Annotated in this window: 24 protein-coding genes; 23 read left to right on the forward strand and 1 reads right to left on the reverse strand. The window is 40.0% G+C overall.

Annotated elements, in window-relative coordinates; translation table 11 throughout:
• The first annotated feature begins 159 nt into the window (after window positions 1-159).
• The 21 genes from R0K30_RS07695 (at window position 160) to R0K30_RS07800 (ending at window position 18,831) form a co-directional block, all read left to right on the forward strand.
• Window positions 160-1,233 carry an ATP-dependent helicase ComFA gene (locus R0K30_RS07695; RefSeq protein ID WP_410609922.1) on the forward strand — a complete coding sequence of 358 codons (1,074 nt, stop codon included), beginning with the start codon at window positions 160-162 and terminating at the stop codon, window positions 1,231-1,233.
• A gap of 64 nt (window positions 1,234-1,297) precedes the next feature.
• Complete coding sequence (gene comFB / locus R0K30_RS07700; RefSeq protein WP_099726391.1) at window positions 1,298-1,591, forward strand: late competence protein ComFB; 294 nt, start codon at window positions 1,298-1,300, stop codon at window positions 1,589-1,591.
• A 326-nt stretch (window positions 1,592-1,917) separates the two neighbouring features.
• Complete coding sequence (locus tag R0K30_RS07710; RefSeq protein WP_249705624.1) at window positions 1,918-2,274, forward strand: ComF family protein; 357 nt, start codon at window positions 1,918-1,920, stop codon at window positions 2,272-2,274.
• Window positions 2,275-2,330: 56 nt separating this feature from the next.
• The gene (locus R0K30_RS07715; protein ID WP_099726390.1) at window positions 2,331-2,750 is read left to right on the forward strand and encodes a TIGR03826 family flagellar region protein; all 420 of its coding nucleotides are present in this window, start codon (window positions 2,331-2,333) and stop codon (window positions 2,748-2,750) included.
• Between the two features lie 79 nt (window positions 2,751-2,829).
• Window positions 2,830-3,093, forward strand: coding sequence for a flagellar biosynthesis anti-sigma factor FlgM (flgM, locus tag R0K30_RS07720; RefSeq protein WP_034318592.1), 264 nt, complete (start codon window positions 2,830-2,832; stop codon window positions 3,091-3,093).
• A 17-nt stretch (window positions 3,094-3,110) separates the two neighbouring features.
• Window positions 3,111-3,593 carry a flagellar protein FlgN gene (locus tag R0K30_RS07725; protein WP_099726389.1) on the forward strand — a complete coding sequence of 161 codons (483 nt, stop codon included), beginning with the start codon at window positions 3,111-3,113 and terminating at the stop codon, window positions 3,591-3,593.
• A gap of 15 nt (window positions 3,594-3,608) precedes the next feature.
• Entirely contained in the window at window positions 3,609-5,129 is a 1,521-nt protein-coding gene (flgK, locus tag R0K30_RS07730; RefSeq protein ID WP_230030676.1) for a flagellar hook-associated protein FlgK, read from the forward strand.
• Window positions 5,130-5,138: 9 nt separating this feature from the next.
• Complete coding sequence (gene flgL / locus R0K30_RS07735; RefSeq protein WP_099726387.1) at window positions 5,139-6,050, forward strand: flagellar hook-associated protein FlgL; 912 nt, start codon at window positions 5,139-5,141, stop codon at window positions 6,048-6,050.
• A gap of 46 nt (window positions 6,051-6,096) precedes the next feature.
• On the forward strand, window positions 6,097-6,675 hold the full coding sequence (locus R0K30_RS07740) for a DUF6470 family protein (RefSeq protein WP_410609927.1): 579 nt from the start codon (window positions 6,097-6,099) through the stop codon (window positions 6,673-6,675).
• Window positions 6,676-6,703: 28 nt separating this feature from the next.
• Window positions 6,704-7,138, forward strand: coding sequence for a flagellar assembly protein FliW (gene fliW, locus R0K30_RS07745; protein ID WP_041088051.1), 435 nt, complete (start codon window positions 6,704-6,706; stop codon window positions 7,136-7,138).
• On the forward strand, window positions 7,132-7,356 hold the full coding sequence (csrA, locus tag R0K30_RS07750; RefSeq protein WP_099726385.1) for a carbon storage regulator CsrA: 225 nt from the start codon (window positions 7,132-7,134) through the stop codon (window positions 7,354-7,356). The genes fliW and csrA overlap by 7 nt, the downstream gene beginning before the upstream one ends.
• Window positions 7,357-7,517: 161 nt before the next feature.
• Window positions 7,518-7,859, forward strand: coding sequence for a flagellar protein FlaG (gene flaG, locus R0K30_RS07755; protein ID WP_099726384.1), 342 nt, complete (start codon window positions 7,518-7,520; stop codon window positions 7,857-7,859).
• 20 nt (window positions 7,860-7,879) lie between these two features.
• Window positions 7,880-9,394: a flagellar hook-associated protein 2 gene (locus R0K30_RS07760; protein ID WP_410609930.1), complete on the forward strand. Its 1,515-nt coding sequence runs from the start codon at window positions 7,880-7,882 to the stop codon at window positions 9,392-9,394.
• Between the two features lie 17 nt (window positions 9,395-9,411).
• On the forward strand, window positions 9,412-9,816 hold the full coding sequence (fliS, locus tag R0K30_RS07765) for a flagellar export chaperone FliS (RefSeq protein WP_410609932.1): 405 nt from the start codon (window positions 9,412-9,414) through the stop codon (window positions 9,814-9,816).
• Window positions 9,813-10,154: a flagella biosynthesis regulatory protein FliT gene (fliT, locus tag R0K30_RS07770; RefSeq protein WP_367307943.1), complete on the forward strand. Its 342-nt coding sequence runs from the start codon at window positions 9,813-9,815 to the stop codon at window positions 10,152-10,154. Before fliS ends, fliT begins: the two co-directional genes overlap by 4 nt.
• A gap of 13 nt (window positions 10,155-10,167) precedes the next feature.
• Complete coding sequence (locus R0K30_RS07775; protein ID WP_099726380.1) at window positions 10,168-10,548, forward strand: DUF8042 domain-containing protein; 381 nt, start codon at window positions 10,168-10,170, stop codon at window positions 10,546-10,548.
• 33 nt (window positions 10,549-10,581) lie between these two features.
• Window positions 10,582-12,267: a methyl-accepting chemotaxis protein gene (locus R0K30_RS07780; protein ID WP_410609935.1), complete on the forward strand. Its 1,686-nt coding sequence runs from the start codon at window positions 10,582-10,584 to the stop codon at window positions 12,265-12,267.
• Between the two features lie 189 nt (window positions 12,268-12,456).
• On the forward strand, window positions 12,457-13,020 hold the full coding sequence (gene hpf / locus R0K30_RS07785) for a ribosome hibernation-promoting factor, HPF/YfiA family (protein ID WP_099726378.1): 564 nt from the start codon (window positions 12,457-12,459) through the stop codon (window positions 13,018-13,020).
• A gap of 198 nt (window positions 13,021-13,218) precedes the next feature.
• Entirely contained in the window at window positions 13,219-15,744 is a 2,526-nt protein-coding gene (secA, locus tag R0K30_RS07790) for a preprotein translocase subunit SecA (RefSeq protein WP_410609938.1), read from the forward strand.
• Window positions 15,745-15,811: 67 nt separating this feature from the next.
• Window positions 15,812-16,913 (forward strand): peptide chain release factor 2 gene (gene prfB / locus R0K30_RS07795; RefSeq protein ID WP_410609940.1). Its coding sequence is split into 2 segments (ribosomal slippage): window positions 15,812-15,883 and window positions 15,885-16,913, totalling 1,101 coding nucleotides; the frame shifts between segments, so codons are not numbered across the junction.
• Window positions 16,914-17,037: 124 nt separating this feature from the next.
• Complete coding sequence (locus R0K30_RS07800) at window positions 17,038-18,831, forward strand: M3 family oligoendopeptidase (RefSeq protein ID WP_410609942.1); 1,794 nt, start codon at window positions 17,038-17,040, stop codon at window positions 18,829-18,831.
• Window positions 18,832-19,012: 181 nt separating this feature from the next.
• On the opposite strand, the gene R0K30_RS07805 is transcribed toward R0K30_RS07800, so the two are convergent.
• Window positions 19,013-19,747: an alpha/beta fold hydrolase gene (locus R0K30_RS07805; RefSeq protein ID WP_367307945.1), complete on the reverse strand. Its 735-nt coding sequence runs from the start codon at window positions 19,745-19,747 to the stop codon at window positions 19,013-19,015.
• A gap of 189 nt (window positions 19,748-19,936) precedes the next feature.
• Between R0K30_RS07805 and R0K30_RS07810 the strand changes: the two genes are divergently transcribed.
• Both R0K30_RS07810 and cccB read left to right on the forward strand, forming a co-directional pair.
• Entirely contained in the window at window positions 19,937-20,788 is an 852-nt protein-coding gene (locus R0K30_RS07810; protein WP_099726372.1) for a YitT family protein, read from the forward strand.
• A gap of 48 nt (window positions 20,789-20,836) precedes the next feature.
• Window positions 20,837-21,166 carry a cytochrome c551 gene (gene cccB, locus R0K30_RS07815; RefSeq protein WP_249705602.1) on the forward strand — a complete coding sequence of 110 codons (330 nt, stop codon included), beginning with the start codon at window positions 20,837-20,839 and terminating at the stop codon, window positions 21,164-21,166.
• The last annotated feature ends 80 nt before the right edge of the window (window positions 21,167-21,246 follow it).

Below are 21,246 nucleotides of genomic sequence, written 5' to 3' on the forward strand. Positions count from 1 at the left end.
AGCGGTTTTACATGCTGCCGATGTGGTGTATCAAACAAGCGGTACTTTGCTCTCTCACCTTGTGAAATATGCCAAAAAGAATGTGTGTACTGTAGATCATGCATCATGATGGGAAAAGTAACCGAATGTGGCTCTCTGTACGAATGGACGGGTCCGCAAATGAAAGAAACGTTTCAATCTGAATTAACATGGCAGGGAGAGCTGTCTAAAGGGCAAAAGAGAGCGTCAGAAAAAATGATAGAAGCGATAAGAAACAAATCTGATCTACTAGTTTGGGCTGTTTGCGGGGCAGGGAAAACGGAGGTGCTTTTTCACGGAATTGAATATGCGTTAAATAAAGGAATGAGTGTCTGTATCGCGACGCCTAGAACAGATGTAGTGCTTGAACTCGAGCCGCGAATTAGAAAGGCATTTCAAGGGCTGAATATAGCTGTGCTTTATGGCGGGAGTCCTCAAAGGTTCCAAATAGCACCGCTTATGATCGCCACAACCCATCAGCTCATGAGATACAAAAATGCTTTTGATGTTCTCATTGTAGATGAGGTCGATGCCTTTCCTTTTTCAATCGATGAACGTCTTCAATTTGCTGTTTTAAAGGCTATGAGAAACACAGGGATTAGGATTTACTTAAGTGCCACACCATCTAAAAAAATGAAAAAGGATGTTGTTCATGGACAATTAGAAGCGATAAAAATTCCTCTGCGTTTCCACGGGCGACCTTTACCCGTCCCGTCATTTCAATGGATTGGACATTGGAAAAAGAAATTAAACAAGAATCAGCTGCCATCTGCTGTAATGAACTGGCTTGAGAAACATATTAAAAGAAAGAGAAGGGTTTTACTTTTTGTTCCTTCTATTTCCGCGATGAAGAAGGTAACGAAGATTCTTCGAGAGCATCATGTAAATGTAGAGGGTGTATCTGCTGATGATCAAGATAGGAAACAAAAGGTCCAACACTTCAGAGATTACGCATACGATGTACTGGTTACTACAACTATTCTCGAAAGAGGCGTAACCATTCAAAATGTTCAGGTGGGTGTACTAGGTGCGGAATCTACTATTTTCACAGAAAGTGCACTTGTTCAAATTTCTGGAAGGGCGGGGAGGCATCCTGAATATTCTACAGGAGATGTTTTCTTTTTTCATTTTGGTTTAACGAGAAGGATGAAACAAGCGAAGAAGCATATTGTAAAAATGAATGATACAGCTGCACAGGAGTTTTCTGAAAAATAGTGTGGGTTTAACTAAATCATGGTACATTATATTCACAATACACAAATGGCAGGAGAGACAAAATATGTTACTCAATGCAAAAGAAATACTACTCAAGGAAATCCTCTATCAATATCTCAATCAATTAAACATGATTTGTCATTGTGAAAAGTGTATAGAAGATGTATTAGCGATTTCACTAAATCAAGTGAAGCCGCAATATATAACAGATATCGATAAAATATCTTACAGTAAATCCGAGATGGTGGATAAACAGAAGAATACTGCCATGCTGGTCATTTTGACAGAAGCGGCTTCAAAGGTCACGACATTTCCGAGATGCGAAAATCGTCAACCGCTTAATAAGGAAAACAGTTGATTTGCCCAATTTGTGAGGGGCATTTTGTGGCTGCTTTTACATGGAAATCATTACTTCTATCAAATGATGATAGCTTATGTATAGCATGTAAGGATCACCTAGTGAAGATTCATAGCACCATTTGTCCAAAATGTGGAAGATCACAGTCAAATAACGAATTGTGTCAGGACTGTTCCCGATGGAATGAACGGCCCGATTTTTCTGAAGTTCTTGTGAAAAATAGGTCTGTTTATACTTACAACGATTTTATGAAAGGCGTCCTTGCTCGATTTAAATTTCGAGGTGATACAGCTTTAGCTGAGTTGTTTAAAAGAGATGTACGAGCAGTGTTTAAGCGTTCCTTTTCAATTAAAAAACCTGTGCTGATTCCAATCCCTTTAAGTAAAGAAAGGTTAAAGGAAAGAGGATTTAATCAGTCCGTCGTACTAGCTTCCTTGATTGGTATGCCTATATTGCAACCACTCGTTAAAATTCATCAAAGTAAGCAGTCTAAGAAAAGTAAAAATGAACGTCTAGATCAAAAGGGATTGTTCCAATTAAAGCAGTCAGATGCGATCCTTCAAAAGGATATTGTATTAATTGATGATATCTATACAACTGGGGCGACCATCTATGATGCGGCAAAAATTTTAAAAGACGCAGGTGCCAAAAGTGTTTCCTCTTTTACGTTGATACGTAGTTAAAAATCATGATAATCAACCGATAATAAGAAAAGAAAATAACGTAAGGGGTTTTGGTTATGAATCAATTGGCAAACTGTCCACAATGTAATCAGTTATTTTTAAAAACCACCATCCAAACGGTTTGTAACAAATGCTTTGAAGAAGAAGAACGTTCTTTTGATATCGTTTATAAATTTTTGCGGAAGCAAAGTAATAGACAATCAACCATTGCTGAAATAGTAGATGCAACAGATGTTGATGAAGAATTAATCCTGAAATTTATCCGTTTGAAAAGGCTTCAAATTAGTCAATTTCCGAATATCAACTATCCTTGTGAAAGATGCGGCCAACCGATCAGGAAAAACAAGCTGTGCAGCAAATGTGAACAGGATATTCATTCGCAAATCAGCCAAATGAACCAAGAAGAAGAGCGTAAAAAGGAGATTGAATCTAGGAAAAAAGACACCTATTATGCCATTAATCCTAAAAACGACTGATTCCCTAAACTAAGTTGCAGTTTGGTCGATAAAATGGATAGAATCAAGACAGACTGTAACGGAAAGCGAGAGGAATCCCGTGAAAATTAATCGATATGGAACACAACCAGTAAATCCTTACAAGAAAACATATGAGAAACAAACGTTGCAATCGAATCAAGCAAAATCAACTGATAAAGTCGAAATTTCTAAAAAGGCAATCGAAATGCAAAAGGTGCCGAATTTAATGAAAGAACGTCAAGATAAAATAGACCAACTTAAAAAAAGCATTGAAGCCGGAACATATCAGGTAGATACAAAAGGTATTGCAGATAAAATGCTGAATTTTTATAAACAACAATAACAAAAGGAGTAGCGTGAATGTCAGTTAAAATAATTATTGAAGAGCTGCATCGTCTCTATGGATTACATGAACAGCTTCTAAAGCTGTCTAAGGATAAAACAGAAATGCTGAAAAGCAATGAGATTGATGCTCTTTCAGAGGTTCTGAATTTAGAGCAGAAATATATTCAGGCCATTTCTCAATTAGAAGAAAAGCGTATTGAAGCTACAGTTCAATTTTTACAAAGTGATCAACCGCCGACAATCACAGCATGTATCGAAAAGGCTGAAGGTACGGAACAAGAAGAGCTCATTTCGTTATATGAGAAACTAAATGACATCATGGTGGAATTGAAAGATGTAAATGAACTAAACAAACAGCTCATTCAGCAGTCACTTCAATTTATTTCACTGACATTCGATCTCGTTAACCCTAATAAAGAACATATGAATTACGGACAAAATGGTCTTGAGAATTCAAAGCCTAAACAGCATAGGGCTTTGTTTGATTCAAAGGCGTAAACAAGGAGGATACCAATGGGTTCTACATTCATGGGACTAGAAACGGCAAAAAGAGGAATCACAGCCCAGCGTGCAGGGCTTTATGTCACATCAAACAACGTGTCCAATGCAAATACAGAAGGCTACTCAAGACAAAGAGTTACCTTTAAAGCAGATAATCCTTACCCTGTAATTTCTGTTTATGATGGCAAGACGTACGGCCAAATGGGGACAGGAGTTCAAGTTGGGACCGTTGAAAGAATTCGAGACAGCTTTTTAGATCTACAATACAGAGATCATAACAACAATATGTCTTACTATTCAGCGAAGTCTGATGCCCTTTCACAAATGGAGGGGGTTATGAATGATTTGACAGATGAAGGCTTAAACAGAGCCTTTGATAATCTTTGGAAATCATTACAGGTTCTATCAGAATCGAAAAATGCTGATACAGCATCTGCACGTACAGTAGTTAAAACAAGTGCACAGGCTTTAGTAGATCAATTCCGTCTGCTCAATTCTTCTTTAACAACGATACAAAAGAATTTGAAAACAGAACTCGATTCAACAGCAAAAAATGTGAACACTCTTTTATCTCAAATAGATGAAGTGAACAAACAGATTGCAACAGTTGAGCCAAATGGATATCTTCCAAATGATCTTTATGATACGCGTGATGCGCTGGTCGATCAGTTATCCTCACTTGTTGATATTAAGGTGAGCTACAATCCATCTGGCGGAAATGCACTCAATATTGCTGAAGGAACCGTCAACATCGACATTATCGGTGCAAATGGACAATCTGCTGGGACGATTTTGAATGGCATTACCAATGAAAAGTCTGAACTGCAAATCTCCTACGATAATACGACGGGACTTGTCGACTCACTTCAATTCGGAACAACAACCATTGCAGCAGATCAATTACAGGTGAATGGTAAAGTAAAAGCACTTGTTGAGGCGTATGGCTACATGTCAAATGGTGCTGAAAAAGGAATGTACCCAGACATGCTTGCAGAGCTAGATGAAGTAGCACAAGTATTCATGGATACATTTAACGACGTGCATAAGCAAGGGTACACGTTAAATGGGGCAAGCGGACAAGACTTTTTTGATATCGAAAATAACAATGATCTGAATAAAGGCTTGGCAGCTCGTATCAAAGTGAGTGATGTGATTTTAGCATCAACAGATAATATTGCCGCATCTGTCAATCAAACGCAGGGTGATGGTTCGAATGCTACGCAATTAGCCAATATTCAAAACTTAAAGCTAGCAATTGGCGGAAATACAACGACAATTCAGGATTACTACCAAAATGTCATTGCTGAAATGGGGATACAAGGGAAAAAGAACATGACGCTGGAAAGCAGTTCAGCGGCTCTTGTCAACTCAGCTAATGAACGTAGAATGTCGACTAGCGCTGTCTCCATCGATGAAGAAATGACGAATATGATCCAATTTCAGCATGCGTATAATGCAGCGGCAAGAATTGTGACATTACAAGATGAAGTATTGGATAAAGTAATCAACGGCATGGGTGTCGTAGGAAGGTAGGGATAACTGATGCGAGTCACGCAAGGTATGATTTCTCAAAACTCACTTCGCAATATTAGTAAAAGTTATGAAAAACTTTCTAAAATTAATGAGCAGGCCCAAACAGGAAAACGTTTCACGAAAACATCTGATGATCCTGTTGCAGCAGTAAAAAGTCTTCAGTATAGTACAGCCCTATTTCGAAATGAACAATATCAAAATAATTTAAATGAGGCACAAAACTGGATTGATACATCTGAAACGAGTGTCACTGAAATCATTGATATTATGTCAAATGTACGAGACAAAGTACTTGATGCGGCTAATGGAACAAAGCAGCCAGAAGATTTAGAAGCTATCGGAGTGGAAATTAGTCAGATGAAGAAACAAATCATTGATGCAATGAACACTCAGATGCTAGGTAAGTTCGTATTTAATGGGACGAATACAAATGTAAAACCAGTCGTCGAGAATGCAGATGGTACGTATACATTTAACTTTGAAAACTATACTGATGCAAACTCAGTTCAATCGAACATTTCTGACGGTATCACATTAAATGTGAACTCAAATCCAATTTCAGCGTTTGGTGGACAATCTGCCAGCGGTCAAAATGTGATTGAAATGCTGACGGATTTAGAAAATTCATTAAAAAATGGGACGTTTGCGAATTCTGATGATGCATTAGGAAACATTGATCAGTTTAAAGAAGTGATGAGTGCCGAGCGCTCAGATCTTGGAGCCCGATCGAATCGGATTGACTTAGTAAGTAGCCGCTTGACTTCACAATTCGAAGTGCTGAAAAATGCTAAATCAGATAATGAAGATGTTGAAAGTGAAAAAGCGATTCTTGATCTTCTTCAACAAGAAACTGTGAATAGAGCTGCTTTAGCGACGACAGCTAAAGTCATTCAGCCATCCCTTGTCGATTTCTTAAGATAATAAAAAGCATCCGTTGGGTGCTTTTTTGCATCATGGAGGTGAACTTATGCAAATCCCTAGATTGTTAATGCAGCAAACCTATGCAAAGCTGCAAATGTCGACGACTCCATCTAGACAAGAAGTAGAGCAGCCAAGAGCTGATCTTGAGATTCAGCAGCCAAGAGCTGTCATGAACATCACAAGGACACCTTCGAAATTAACCATTGATCAATCAGAGGCATTTGCTGATATGGATATCAAGTCGATTTTTAGGCGTTCTGAGGAATGGGCAGCAGAAGGGAAACGTGCTGTTGGCGAAGGAATGGGACGAAGAGCGGAAGAAGGAAGCGAACTGATTAAGATTGAGGATGGAGGTAATCCCATTGCTGAGTTTGCCAAAATCAATGGTAGTCCTCCCGCGAAGCAATTCACCATCGGTGTAATTCCTTCATTCTTCAGTGTCAAAATTCACTATCAGCCATCCGAGCTTCAAATTGATGTTGAGCCTCAAAAAGCGATCATTGAGGCAACACCGCATAAACCGATCGTTAACTACCAGCAAGGTAAAGTAAATATTGATATGTTGCAATACCCAGAATTAAAAATAGAAGTTGACGAAACGGGTCAAAATGGTGATAAGGTATAGGTAAGAAAAACGAAAAAGGTCGTGAATTATGATCATTCAAACAAAATACCATGGTGAAGTGACAATCAAAGAGGAGCAAATCATCAACTTCTCAAATGGGATACCAGGATTTCTGGATCAAAAACAGTTTGTCATTTTGCCTTTATCAGAAGAGTCTCCATTTTTAGTTCTGCAATCATTGAAAAACGCAGCATTAGGCTTTATTGTCAGCAGCCCATTTTTATTCTTCAATCAATACGAATTTGATTTAGACGAAACGGTTGTAGACATTCTAGAAGTAGAAGATGCCAATGATGTGGAAGTAATGGTTATTTTAACAATGGAATCATCTATTGAAAAAACGACAGCTAATTTAAGAGCGCCTATTATTGTGAACCGGAAAAATATGAAAGCAAAACAAGTGATTTTGCATGATTCTGCCTATCATACAAAACATTTGTTAGAGGTGGCATCCTCATGTTAGTCCTGTCTCGGAAATTAAATCAGTCGATTCAAATAGGCGATGATATTGAAGTCAAGATTATTTCAATCGAAGGCGATCAAGTGAAGGTCGGGATTGAGGCTCCTAAGCACATCGATATTCACAGGAAAGAAGTGTACCTGTCTATTCAAGAAGAGAACAATCGTGCTGCGAGCTTGTCCTTAGATCTTCTTTCTCAATTATCCTCACAACAAAAGTGAGGATTTTTTCATCTGATTCAGCTATCCTTCTCCGTGTGAAAGCGTTTCTATGTGGATGTTCACCATCTATATGAAACTTTAACAAATCGGTCCATCTATATTTAATTTGAAAATTCAAAGCCGATATAAAAGATAGATAAAAGCACAGGAGCTGAATAACTATGTCTGTTGGTAAGTTGACTTCGCTAGAACCACTGATTGATGCATTTCAAACCCGTGTTACGAATCATCAGAATGACAATGTAAACACTGAATCACAAGAAAATGGCAATGTCGTTTCAAAAGAGGAAATTGAAAAAACGCTTCAAGGAGCAAACAAGCTCATTGAGCCTACGCAATTTCATCTGCAATTTGAATTACATGAAAAACTCAATGAATATTATGTCAAAGTCGTAGATAACCAAACAGAAGAAGTCATTAGAGAGATTCCTTCCAAGGAGTGGCTTGATTTCTATGCAGCAATGACTGAGATTGTCGGTTTATTTGTAGATAAAAGAATGTAATTGAAGGGAGAACATAAACAATGGTGAATCGAATTACTGGATTTTCAAATGTATTTGATATTGATGAAATCGTCTCAAAGCTAATGAAAACTGAGCAAGCACCACTTGATAAAATGACACGCCAGAAACAAACACTTGAATGGCAAAGAGACAGCTATCGCGAGGTGAATTCGAAAGTCAAAGAATTAGATGATTTGATTTACAACTTAGACTTAACGCGTCCAAGTACATATGGCGCTAAAAAAGTGACAAGCTCAAATGAATCTGCTGTCACAGCTACAGGATCAACAAATGCTACCTCTGGCTCAATCCATGTAACCCAACTAGCGACAGCTTCCGTATTCAAATCTTCTGGTACATCTGGATTTACTGCTGCAAACGGTACGTTTACGTTTGAGGTGACCACACCAGATTCTACGAAACCAAAAACAGTAACAATTAATACGACTGATACCGATACACTTGATTCAATTGTAACAAAATTGAATAACTCTCAATTAGGTGTGACGGCTTATAAAGGTCAAATCTTTGATGGGACAAACTATGTAGATACAATCGCTCTTACTTCTCGGACAACGGGTGAAGGTGTCAGTATTAAAGCAACTGATGGCAATTCGGCTTCATTTATGACGCAATTAGGATTCCAAGTAGATGGAGATAACAAATTAGTTGCGACCACGCAAGGACAGAAGGCACAATACGAGATTAACGGCCTGAAAATGGAAAATAACAACAATACATTTACGCAAGCTGGTATTACGTACGAGCTTAAAGGAACAACGGATGAGCCTGTCAGTTTAAACGTTTCAACAGATGTGGATACAATTTTTGATAAGATTAAACAATTTGTTGATAAATACAATGAGCTCGTTGAGCAGATTAATGGTAAAGTCAATGAAAAGAAAAACAGAGACTATCATCCATTAACGGCTGAAGAGAAAAAAGCGATGTCTGACAAAGAAGTGGAGCTATGGGAAACGACCGCGAAGTCTGGCTTGCTGAGAAGTGATTCCATTTTACGAGCTGGTGCCTCTAAAATAAGAAGTGATTTTTATGCTGATATTACGACAAGTGATGCGAATAAAATTCACATCACACAAATTGGTATTACGACATCATCCAAGTATAAAGATGGTGGAAAGCTTGAAATTAATGAAAAGAAACTAAGAGAAGCCATTGAAGCAGATCCACAAAAGATCAGTCAAATGTTCATCTCAGGTAGTTTAAATGTGGATTCAAAAGATCAAGACAAAGCGCAGCAGCAATATCAAGAACAAGGAATCATTTATCGTGTTAAAAATTCCTTATCAGCCTTCACGAAGAGCATTCAAACAAAGGCTGGAAGCACAACGATGGAATTAAAGGAATACGGACTTGGTAAGGACCTTGATTCTTTGACCAAACGAATGAGTACGTTCCAAGACCGTTTGAAGATGGTTGAAGCCCGTTACTATACAAAGTTTAATGCCATGGATAGTGCGATTCAAAAGCTAAACAACCAATCTGGCTACCTTTCTCAACTGCTTGGACAATAATTGGAGGTTTATAACATATGGCAATACAGAACCCTTATGCCGCCTATCAGAAAAATTCTATTGAGACCGCAACACCTGCCGAGTTGACGCTTATGCTTTATGAAGGATGCTTAAAGTTCATCAGACTAGCAAAGCATGCCATTCAAAAAGAAGATGCCGAAATGAGAAATGTGAACCTGAAAAAGGCTCAAAACATCATCCAAGAATTAAATGTCACCTTAAATCGTACGTATGATGTATCAAAGAGTATGGCAAGTATGTATGACTACATCTATCGGAGACTTATTGAAGCCAATCTTCAAAATGACGAAGAGATGTTGAATGAAGTAGAGCAATACGTAACTGATTTCCGAGATGCTTGGAAGGAAGTTATTCAAACGGATCGAAAAGGGCGTCACCACTCTATTGGGGGATCTCTATGAGTATTGTAGACCAGCTGCATGACCAAACATTAAAAATGGCAGCAGAAATAGAGGCAAATCCGCAAAGTGAAACGTTGGTTGAAGACTTTGACGCCTTTTTAATTGAGAGAGACGAATTAATGAGAGATATACAGCATGAGCTGTCCGATCAAGAAAAAGAGAAGATCAAAGAAATCATTCAAACGGATCAGCAGATGGCGAAGCAATTAACGGTGATCCAAAAAGGGATAAAAGCAGATATTCAAGCGATTCAAAGAAAGAAAACGAAACAGTTGAATTATCAAAACCCATACCAGCCTTTGACGAGTGACGGCGTATACTACGATAAACGGAAATAAATAGGTGAGACCTGTGGCGTATCGTTCAGATGACTATATTTTATTAACCACATATTATGAACTTCTATATACGATAGAAGAGAGTCTAAGATATTTAGATGAAATTGAGAAGGATTTTGCTAAAACGGAGGGGGATCGGATCTTTAATGATCTGATCCATGCCTTCTTTCATTTAGAGACAACGCATCCCCTTCTGCTTTCAATTATTGAAAATGAGCACTTTGCCAAAACGATTCGTTCGTTTGATCAAATATTTTTAAGTTTCGATATACTAGCTTTCTATACATTCCCTTCAATACACTTCCAATCATTCCTGACATCATATTTTATACCTGAATATAGAAAGTGGATGGATGAAATACATGCCTGTATGAGGCCGTATGTCATTCATTAATTTTTGTTCAATTCAGACCATTCGGAGGAAATTATGAGACTAAAAAATCAATTCTTATTTGGGCTTATTGTCATATGTGTGCTGTTTGTCAGTATTTTAGGGTTTTCAAGCTTCATCTATTACAAAACAGATCAATCCTATAAGGCGCTTCTAAGCAAAGAAGTGAAGCTTTATCAGACATCACTTGAATTAGAAGCACTTCTGCAAAAGCAGGAAGCGCAGATCAAGACATATGTGGTCGTGCAAGACGCTGAGAATTTACAGAAGATTGAGCAAACATATGAAGATATTAATAAGAAAACAAATGAAGCTGCAAAACTTAGTGCTGTTAAACAAGCAAAAAATCTGTTAGAGCAAATTTCTGAACAAAATTACCTTTACTACACCTCAACCAATCGATTATTTAATTCACTGAATATGCAAAATCAAAAGGAATTCAACACCCGCCTCAATCAAGAATTACAGCCTATCGAACAAGAAATACATACCTTTACAAAAGAATTCGCACAAACACAATTGAAACAACGAGATCAAAAAATCAATCAGCTCAATCAAGACAGTAACCAATTATTGCTCACACTCATTCTTGTCAGTGCAGCGATTGTGCTCGCCTTTTTGGTGATTGGGATCAGATTCGTTCAGCGAATGACAAAACCGATTGTCTCTGTGACAAATGCCGCAAAAAGAATGGCCGATGGTGATCTCACAATTGAAGAGATTGAAGTCACCTCTAAAAATGAGATTGGCCAGCTCGGTACAGCCTTTAACCAAATGACGACTCATTTGCGTGAGCTCATTTTACAGGTGCAAAACGGATCAAAGCAATTAGCTGATTCTGCCGCTCAATTTGAAGAAACCATCAGCCAAACCATATCGGCTAGTGAGCAGACGTCTAGCTCGATTGAACAGGTCAGTGAAGCTTCACGTGAACAATCAGATGCGGTCGGAAAAGTCGCTTCCGCCATTCAAGAAGTCTCGACTGGCATGCAAAATGCGGCTGAACACACATCCGATGTTTCGGGTCACTCAATTTCAGTGACTGAAAAGGCTGAAGAGGGTGCAGCCCTCATTCAACAGTTTGTGAAACAAATGAGCTCTATTAAGGAGTCTGTGAATGACCACCATTCCACAATGGTCAATGTACAAGCACAGTTTACAGGCATTCAAGATCTGTTAGGGCATATCCACGCCATTGCCGACCAGACAAACTTGCTTGCTTTAAACGCAGCAATTGAAGCGGCAAGAGCAGGAGAACATGGAAGGGGCTTTGCAGTTGTAGCAGATGAAGTGAGGAAGCTGGCAGAGGAATCTAGTCAGCTGACCGATCAAATTAGTCAATTACTCGTGAACGTGAACAAAGATACTGAAAGGTCATCACAATCGATGACGAAGGTTGAACGAGATGTAGCAGAAGGTGTGAAAGTATCGCAATTGTCTGAACAGAGCTTCCATGAAATCCTGGCATCCATTCGTGATATCTCGATGAAAGCAGAGGAGCTTTCAGCCACTGCAGAGCAAATTTCAGCTAGTACAGAGGAAATTTCTCAAACGGTTGGTGTCATTGAAGAAGGAGCCAAACGGAACTCCGAAGAGACGGAATATATGTCGGCAGCTGTTGAAGAATCACTAGCGGCGAACGAAGAAATGAAAGCATCTGCGGAGGATTTGAAGTCCTTGTCTCAATCGCTGAAAACATCTATTTCATCTTTCAACATTTAAAAGCGCGCTGGTCTTTTTCAAGAATCAACCGAATATATATTCATCACCTATCAAGCAATAGTTGAAGCACCGCATAATTCGACAAATTTCAATAAATATTCACATTTTTTTTACGTTTGAGCAGGAGAAAAGGAGGGAAAAGTAGAAATAGATTTACATATCCTTAATTTTAAAGGAGGCGTTCTTTACATGAATTACAATGTCAGAGGAGAAAACATCGAAGTAACACCTGCACTAAGAGATCATGTCGAGAAAAAAATTGGAAAGCTGGAGCGTTATTTTGAGTCAGATGTAGATGCTTCAGTCAACGTAAACTTGAAATTTTACAACGATCAAGAATCTAAAGTTGAGGTTACCATTCCAATGACTGATCTAGCACTTCGAGCTGAGGTGCATAATGAGGATATGTACAATGCAGTAGACCTAGCAGCCAGTAAACTAGAACGTCAAATTCGAAAACACAAAACAAAAGTAAACCGTAAATTCCGCGAGCAAGGTGCGAAAAAGCACTTATTTGCTGGAGGAAACGGCACTGCCGATGTAGCGGTTCAAGATGACGAGGAAGTTGATGAAACAGAAATCGTCAGACAAAAACGTTTCAACTTAAAACCGATGGATAGTGAAGAGGCCATTCTCCAAATGAACATGTTAGGTCATAGTTTCTTCGTCTTCACAAATGCTGAGACAAATTTGACCAATGTGGTCTATCGCCGAAATGACGGTAAATATGGACTCATTGAGCCAAACGCTTAATCATCAGCTTCTGCTGATCTAAAAACAACCTAAAAAAAGTAAACCCGTTCCCTTGATCAGGGGCGGGTTTTTTGTGCGAAATCATTGCAAATTCTTTGGAAATGAAGGAAGGTATGGTATGATAAATGCAGGTAAATATGGACCTGTCAAACTTTTGGACATGCCGAAAAATTGCATGAAATAGAGGAGCGTTATTATATGCTTGGAATCTTAAACAAAGTGTTTGATCCTACGAAACGTACGATCAGCCGATATGAAAAAAAGGCAAATGAAATTGAAGCTCTCGCTCTAGATTTTGAGAAATTATCTGACGAGGCTTTACGAAATAAAACGATCGAATTGAAAGAAAAACTGGAAAAAGGACAATCAGTGGATGACCTGTTGGTTGAAGCATTTGCAACGGTTCGCGAGGCATCACGCCGCGTGACAGGAATGTTCCCATTTAAGGTGCAGCTCATGGGGGGGATCGCGCTCCATGAAGGCAACATCTCTGAGATGAAAACAGGTGAAGGTAAAACGTTGACATCAACGATGCCTGTTTATTTAAATGCTCTTTCTGGTAAAGGCGTCCACATTGTGACAGTCAACGAATATTTGGCAAGCCGTGATGCGGAGGAAATGGGCAAGATTTTTGAATTTCTTGGATTAACGGTTGGCTTAAACTTAAACAGTTTAGACAAAGATGAAAAAAGAGAAGCGTATGCCGCTGATATCACGTATTCAACAAACAATGAACTTGGCTTTGACTATTTACGAGATAACATGGTGCTTTACAAAGAACAAATGGTTCAAAGGCCACTTCATTATGCCGTCATCGATGAGGTTGACTCCATCTTAATTGATGAAGCGAGAACACCTCTTATTATTTCGGGACAAGCAGCGAAATCGACGAAACTGTACGTACAAGCAAATGCTTTTGTACGTACATTAAAAATAGAAGACGATTTCACGTATGATATTAAGACAAAAAGTGTACAGCTGACAGAAAGCGGAATGACGAAAGCGGAAAAAGCATTCGGCATCGAGAACCTGTTTGATGTCAAACATGTCGCGCTTAACCATCACATCGCTCAGGGCCTGAAGGCACATGTTGCGATGCAAAAAGACGTTGATTATGTCGTGGAAGATGGCCAAGTCGTCATTGTTGACTCCTTCACAGGACGTTTGATGAAAGGACGCCGCTATAGTGAAGGTCTGCATCAAGCCATCGAGGCAAAAGAAGGTCTTGAAGTGCAGAATGAAAGCATGACACTTGCAACGATTACGTTCCAGAACTACTTCCGTATGTATGAAAAGTTATCTGGTATGACAGGTACAGCGAAAACGGAAGAAGAGGAATTCCGTAACATTTACAACATGCAGGTTGTGACAATCCCGACCAATAAACCAGTGGTTCGTGATGACAGACCTGATTTAATTTACCGCACAATGGAGGGTAAATTTAAAGCAGTGGCTGAGGATGTTGCTCAGCGTTATATGACAGGGCAGCCAGTTCTTGTTGGAACGGTTGCTGTTGAGACATCTGAGCTCATTTCTAAACTGCTCAAAAATAAGGGTATTCCTCACCAAGTGTTAAACGCGAAAAATCATGAACGTGAAGCACAAATTATTGAGGAAGCTGGTCAAAAAGGTGCCGTCACGATTGCGACAAACATGGCGGGCCGTGGTACAGACATCAAGCTTGGCGAAGGTGTGAAAGAACTGGGCGGTCTTGCTGTTGTTGGGACAGAGCGTCATGAATCACGCCGTATTGATAACCAGCTTCGTGGACGTTCTGGTCGTCAAGGAGACCCAGGGATTACACAATTTTATTTATCCATGGAAGATGAATTGATGCGCCGATTCGGTGCAGAGCGGACGATGGCGATGCTTGATCGCTTTGGCATGGATGACTCGACACCAATACAAAGTAAAATGGTATCTAAAGCCGTTGAATCTTCTCAAAAACGTGTTGAGGGGAACAACTTTGATTCCCGTAAGCAGCTTCTACAATATGATGATGTGCTGCGTCAACAGCGTGAAGTGATCTACAAACAGCGCTTTGAAGTGATCGATTCTGATAACTTGAAATCGATTGTCATCAATATGATTCAATCCTCTATTGAGCGGGCTGTTGGATCTTATACACCGAAAGAAGAGCTTCCAGAAGAGTGGAAACTAGATGGTCTTGTTGAATTAATCAACACGAACTATTTAGATGAAGGAGCCATTACGGTCAAAGATATCTTCGGTAAAGAAGCAGATGAAATCACGTCCTTCATCATGAATCGTATTAAAGAGAAATACGATGCAAAAGAAGAAACATTTGGCGATGAACAAATGCGTGAATTTGAAAAAGTCATCGTCCTTCGTGCGGTAGATTCGAAGTGGATGGATCACATTGATGCAATGGATCAGCTGCGTCAAGGCATTCATTTACGTGCGTATGCACAAACGAATCCGCTTCGTGAATACCAAATGGAAGGATTTGCGATGTTTGAGCATATGGTGGCTTCAATTGAAGATGATGTAGCCAAATATGTCCTAAAATCAGAAATCCAAAACAACCTAGAACGTGAAGAAGTTGTTCAAGGGCAAACAACGGCTCATCAGCCTCAAGAGGGTGATGAGGAGAAAACAGTGAAGAAGAAGCCGGTACGTAAAGTTGTGGACATTGGGCGTAATTCACCATGTCACTGCGGAAGCGGCAAGAAATATAAAAATTGTCATGGGAAGACAGAATAAGTAATGGGAAGAGGTGAAAACCTCTTTCTATTCATGTCAGCCCCCATACATCTATGAGGTGAAGGATATGGAATTAGTAGAAATTAGACAAGAGCTTGAAAATATGGCTAGCAGGCTAGCTGATTTTAGGGGGTCTCTTTGACCTAGAAACAAAGGAAGCCAAAATCGCAGAACTTGAAGCGACGATGTCAGAGACTGATTTTTGGAATGATCAGCAAAAGGCGCAAGGTGTCATTAATGAAGCCAATGCACTGAAGGATTATGTCAATACATATCATGAGCTCAGTGAGTCACATGAAGAGCTGCAAATGACGCATGACTTATTAAAGGAAGATTATGACGAGGAGCTTCATGTAGAGCTTGAAAAAGAGCTGAAGAACTTAACGAAGCAGTTTAATGAATTTGAGCTGCAGCTTCTTTTAAGCGAACCATACGACAAAAACAATGCCATTCTTGAGCTTCACCCAGGTGCAGGCGGTACTGAATCACAGGACTGGGGTTCTATGCTCCTGAGAATGTACACTCGCTGGGCGGAGCGCAGAGGCTTTAAGGTTGAAACACTTGATTATCTTCCTGGCGATGAAGCTGGAATTAAGTCTGTGACATTGCTGGTCAAAGGGCATAATGCCTACGGTTACTTAAAAGCTGAAAAAGGTGTCCATCGTTTGGTGCGTATTTCTCCTTTTGATTCATCTGGCCGTAGACATACATCCTTCGTTTCCTGTGATGTCATGCCAGAATTCAATGAAGAAATAGATATTGATATTCGTACAGAGGACATTAAAGTTGATACGTATCGTGCAAGCGGTGCAGGTGGTCAGCACGTCAATACGACAGACTCTGCGGTTCGTATCACACACATTCCAACAAATGTCGTGGTGACATGCCAAACAGAAAGATCACAAATCAAAAACAGAGAACGTGCAATGAAAATGCTGAAATCGAAACTCTATCAAAAGCGAATCGAAGAACAGCAGGCAGAATTGGATGAAATCAGAGGAGAACAGAAAGAAATTGGCTGGGGAAGCCAAATTCGCTCTTATGTATTCCACCCATATTCTCTTGTGAAAGACCATCGAACCAATACGGAGATGGGAAATGTTCAAGCGGTCATGGATGGAGATTTAGATTCATTTATCGATGCTTATTTACGTTCGAAATTATCATAAAAACTCGGCTTCTTGCTGGGTTTTTTTAATTGTGAGAAAATATAATGAATATAAAGGAATACATACGCCATACTGACTCTATATCCTTTGTATGACGAAATTAGCAAATAAAGGGGGAAATACTTTGGGATTAAAACCATTACAAGAGACGTGGGATTTAGATGCCTTTTTTAAAGGAGGCAGTTCTTCACCAGAATTTATGACATACTTGCAGCACATTCAGCAGCTGCTAGATGAATTACGCCAAAAGGTGGATGCCTTTTCAAAAGAAGATACACACATTGAAAGCAGGTTAACGTCTGTCCTTGACACGTATGAAACCACATATAAAAAACTGTCTCAAGCAGGTTCATTTGTATCTTGTCTACAATCTCAAAATACAAAGGATATGAAGGCAGGCAGTCTTCGAGGGAAGATTGCCAAGCTGGAAGCCGAACTAGGAACCATTCTTGCGCTGCTTGATCAAGCGCTTGCTGCAATTCCTTCGAACAAGTGGGAAGAACTGATGAATGCAGAAGCCTTCTCAGATGTTCGCTACATATTAAATGAACGCAGAGAGCGTGTGAAGGATCAACTTCCTGTTGAACAAGAAACGTTGATTCAAAAATTAGCCGTAGATGGATATCACGCATGGGATGAGCTTTATTCTAGCTTAGTGAATAAGATTTCCATTCCATTTGAGCAAAATGGTGAAACGCAAATGATTTCTGTCGGCCAAGCGGAAAATGCGATGGATGATTCAGATCGTGAAGTCAGAAAGGCCGTTTATCATAACCTAGAGCATGCATGGACGCAGGATGAACATATATTTGCAAGCACGCTCAATCATCTCGCTGGCTTTCGTTTGCAAGTGTATGAAGCAAGAGGCTGGGATCATATTTTAAAAGAGCCGCTTGATATTTGCCGGATGAAACAAGAAACCCTTGATGCGATGTGGTCTGTGATTGATGAACATAAGCAGCCATTCATTGATTACCTACAGCGTAAAGCTGACTTGCTTGGGGTTGACAAGCTGAGCTGGTTCGATGTTGGGGCTCCTATTGGCAGTGAGACCAAAATTTATCCTTATCAAGAAGCAGCTGCTTTTATTGTGAAACATTTCGCTGGATTTGGAGAAGAGCTTGCTGTCTTTACGGAAAAAGCCTTTAATGAACGCTGGATAGAAGCTGAGGATCGTCCAAACAAACGTGTAGGCGGCTTTTGTACAAATTTCCCTGACAGCGGAGAATCGCGCATTTTTATGACCTTCTCAGGAAGTCCATCCAATGTTGCGACACTAGCGCATGAACTTGGTCATTCGTTCCATCAGGAAGTGATGCAGGATGTTCGCATTCTCAATCGTAAATATGCGATGAATGTAGCTGAAACGGCGTCGACATTCGCAGAAATGATTGTGGCTGATGCTTCATTAAAAGAGGCGGCAAATGAAGAGGAACGTCTCAGTTTGTTAGAGGATAAGCTGCAGCGGAGTGTGGCGTTCTTCATGAACATTCAATCTCGTTTCTTATTTGAACAGCGCTTTTATGAAGAGCGTAAACATGGAGAAGTGCCGGCTGACCGGCTAAATGAGCTGATGGTAGAAGCGCAGAAGGAAGCTTTCGGGGACTCTTTAGATGAATACCATCCGCATTTCTGGGCATCTAAACTGCATTTCCATATTACAGGTGTACCATTTTATAATTTCCCTTATACATTTGGTTACATGTTCTCGCTAGGTATTTATGCAAAAGCATTGCAGGCTGGTACATCGTTTGAAGAGAAATACATCGCCTTATTAAAGGATACAGCTTCAATGACAGTAGAAGATTTAGCATATAAGCATTTAGGCGTCGACCTCACCCAAAAAGCATTTTGGGAAGAAGCCATTTCTCTGGCAGTAGCAGATGCCGAAGAGTTTTTAGAAGCGACGAAAAAATAATAAATGAAAAGCTTTCCATTACGGGAGCTTCAGATTGTTGACAAAGGGCTAAAATGAACTTTATTTTAGCCCTTTGTCTTCTTTTCAGTGTGATAGAAAACCTTTGCCGTCTTGGAAGGACGAGCACCGGCACGCAGGACTGACACCGAATGCCAGGGTCTGTTTACACGCTGAGCCCCCATTACGGGAGCTTTTTTGCTGGCTTTAACCATTCAATCACCCTCTGAATGATCTCTTTTTGCTGCGCTAGGGCTGGAATATCAGCAGGCTGATCACCTTTTTGTTTGCCGTACATGCCAAATTGCGCATGATTCCCGCCTTGTATCTCATGGTACACCGTTTGAGAGGGCAGCTGTTTTTTCGACTGCTTGATTTTCTCTTGTGTCGCTAGCGCATCCTTTTCGCTTGATATAGATAGTACCTTGAAGGACGCTTGTTTCAGATCATCTGATGCTGGATAGGAAGCAAGGAAAAAGAGTCCGTCCAGCTTGCTTTGGTTTTTTTCTGCATACATAGCGGCAGCTGTCCCGCCAAGTGAATGACCGCCAATATACCAGTGTTTGATGGCTTGATGATCCTTGATGATGTCCTGTGCTTTCTTTGTATTGAAGATCGCAAAGGAAAACGGCATCTTGGGGATAAAGACAGAATAGCCTTTTTTCATTAGCGCATCCCCTATATAGGCGTAAGCAAGTGGTTCCACCTTTGCCCCGGGATAGAGAATGATGCCTGTATCGCTTTTTGAAGCCTCAAATGCATAAACCCCATTTTTATGTTCCACTTGCTCGATGTTCACTTGCTTTTTTAATCCTTCGGATGGTCCATACGTAAAGCGGCTCCATGTATAGAAGGCACCAAAAGCTAAGATCATCAGTACAAGTAATGTAATGCCAGTAATCTGCAGTATTTTCTTCATCGCATGTCCCTTCTTTCTCATGTACATATTAAATATACCATCACTTTCTCTCATGCCAACCGCCGAATACGCTGATCCGGCTGTGTGATAAAGTATTAATCCATTAGCACTGCATTTGGCTGTTATTTACATTCTGTATAGGAGGGCTTAAAATAGGGGTGCATTCAGAAGTAACGGAGGAAGAAAGACATGAAGCAGGGACATCATTCTCAATTTTTGATCGAAGTGAAAAATTATCTGTTCATTTTAATAGGATCAGCCATCGTGGCGATTGGATTTAATACGTTATTATTACCGAATCAGATAGCCGCTGGGGGTGTGAGCGGAATTAGTACCATTATGCAGTCATTCGGTTTTGAAGCGGCATATGTGCAGTGGGGACTTAATATTCCGCTGTTTATCGCTGGTTTTTATTTATTAGGCGGTACATTTGGTGTGAAAACACTCGTTGGCTCTATTTTTTTACCTTTGATGGTGTTCTTAACAAGACAAATTGCTCCTGTAACACATGAAGCACTGTTAGCAGCCATTTTTGGTGGAGTGGTGATTGGAATCGGGATAGGGCTCGTGTTCCTCGGGAATGGATCAACGGGTGGAACGGCACTCGCTGCCAAAATCATTAATAAATACACAGGACTGACGCTTGGCACATGTTTAGCGATGATGGATGGCCTGATTGTCCTCGCTGCCATGACTGTTTTTGGAATCGAAGAAGGACTTTACGCTGTCATTGGTGTATTTATCTCGAGTAAAACAATTGATGTGGTACAGGCCGGCTTCAGTCATTCGAAAATGGCAATGATCATTACAGGGCATGAGGATGAGGTCAGACAAGCGGTTTTTGATCAAATTGACCGTGGTGTGACGAAGATCTCGGCAGTCGGAGGATATACCGATCATGACCGTCCGATTCTCATGTGTGTCGTTGGGCAAACACAATTCACAAAGTTGAAACAAGTCGTGAAAGCAATCGATGCATCAGCATTTGTCATCGTGATGGACGCAAAAGAGGTGCTTGGTGAGGGTTTTAAAAGGGCGTAAACAAGGATATAATAGCGTTGACCAAATGATTGTAAGGGAGGGAAATAGATGAAAAAGAGCGGATTAACACTTCTATTTGTGGCCATGTTTTTTGTACTTGCGGCTTGTGGAGGAAATTCAAGCAGCAGTGATAAAGAAGGAAGTAAGAGTACTTCTACTGTGAGCAGTGGGGAGGAAGTTTATCAGCAAAACTGTATTGGCTGTCATGGGAAAGATTTATCTGGCGGCGGCGGACCAAGCCTGAAAGAAGTAGGGAAGAAATATAACGAAAGCCAAATCGCAGACATTGCACAGAACGGTAAAGGGTCTATGCCAAGCGGGATGGTAGATGAGAAGCAAGCGAAAGAAGTCGCAAAATGGCTTGCAGAGAAAAAATAAAACCTTTGTCTAATCGACAAGGTTTTATTTTTTTATATGTAGAAAAAGACTTTTGAATAGTATGAAAGCGTATTATATTA

Source organism: Bacillus sp. SIMBA_154 (assembly GCF_046536015.1).
In the GTDB taxonomy this organism is placed as follows: domain Bacteria; phylum Bacillota; class Bacilli; order Bacillales; family Bacillaceae; genus Bacillus; species Bacillus pumilus_P.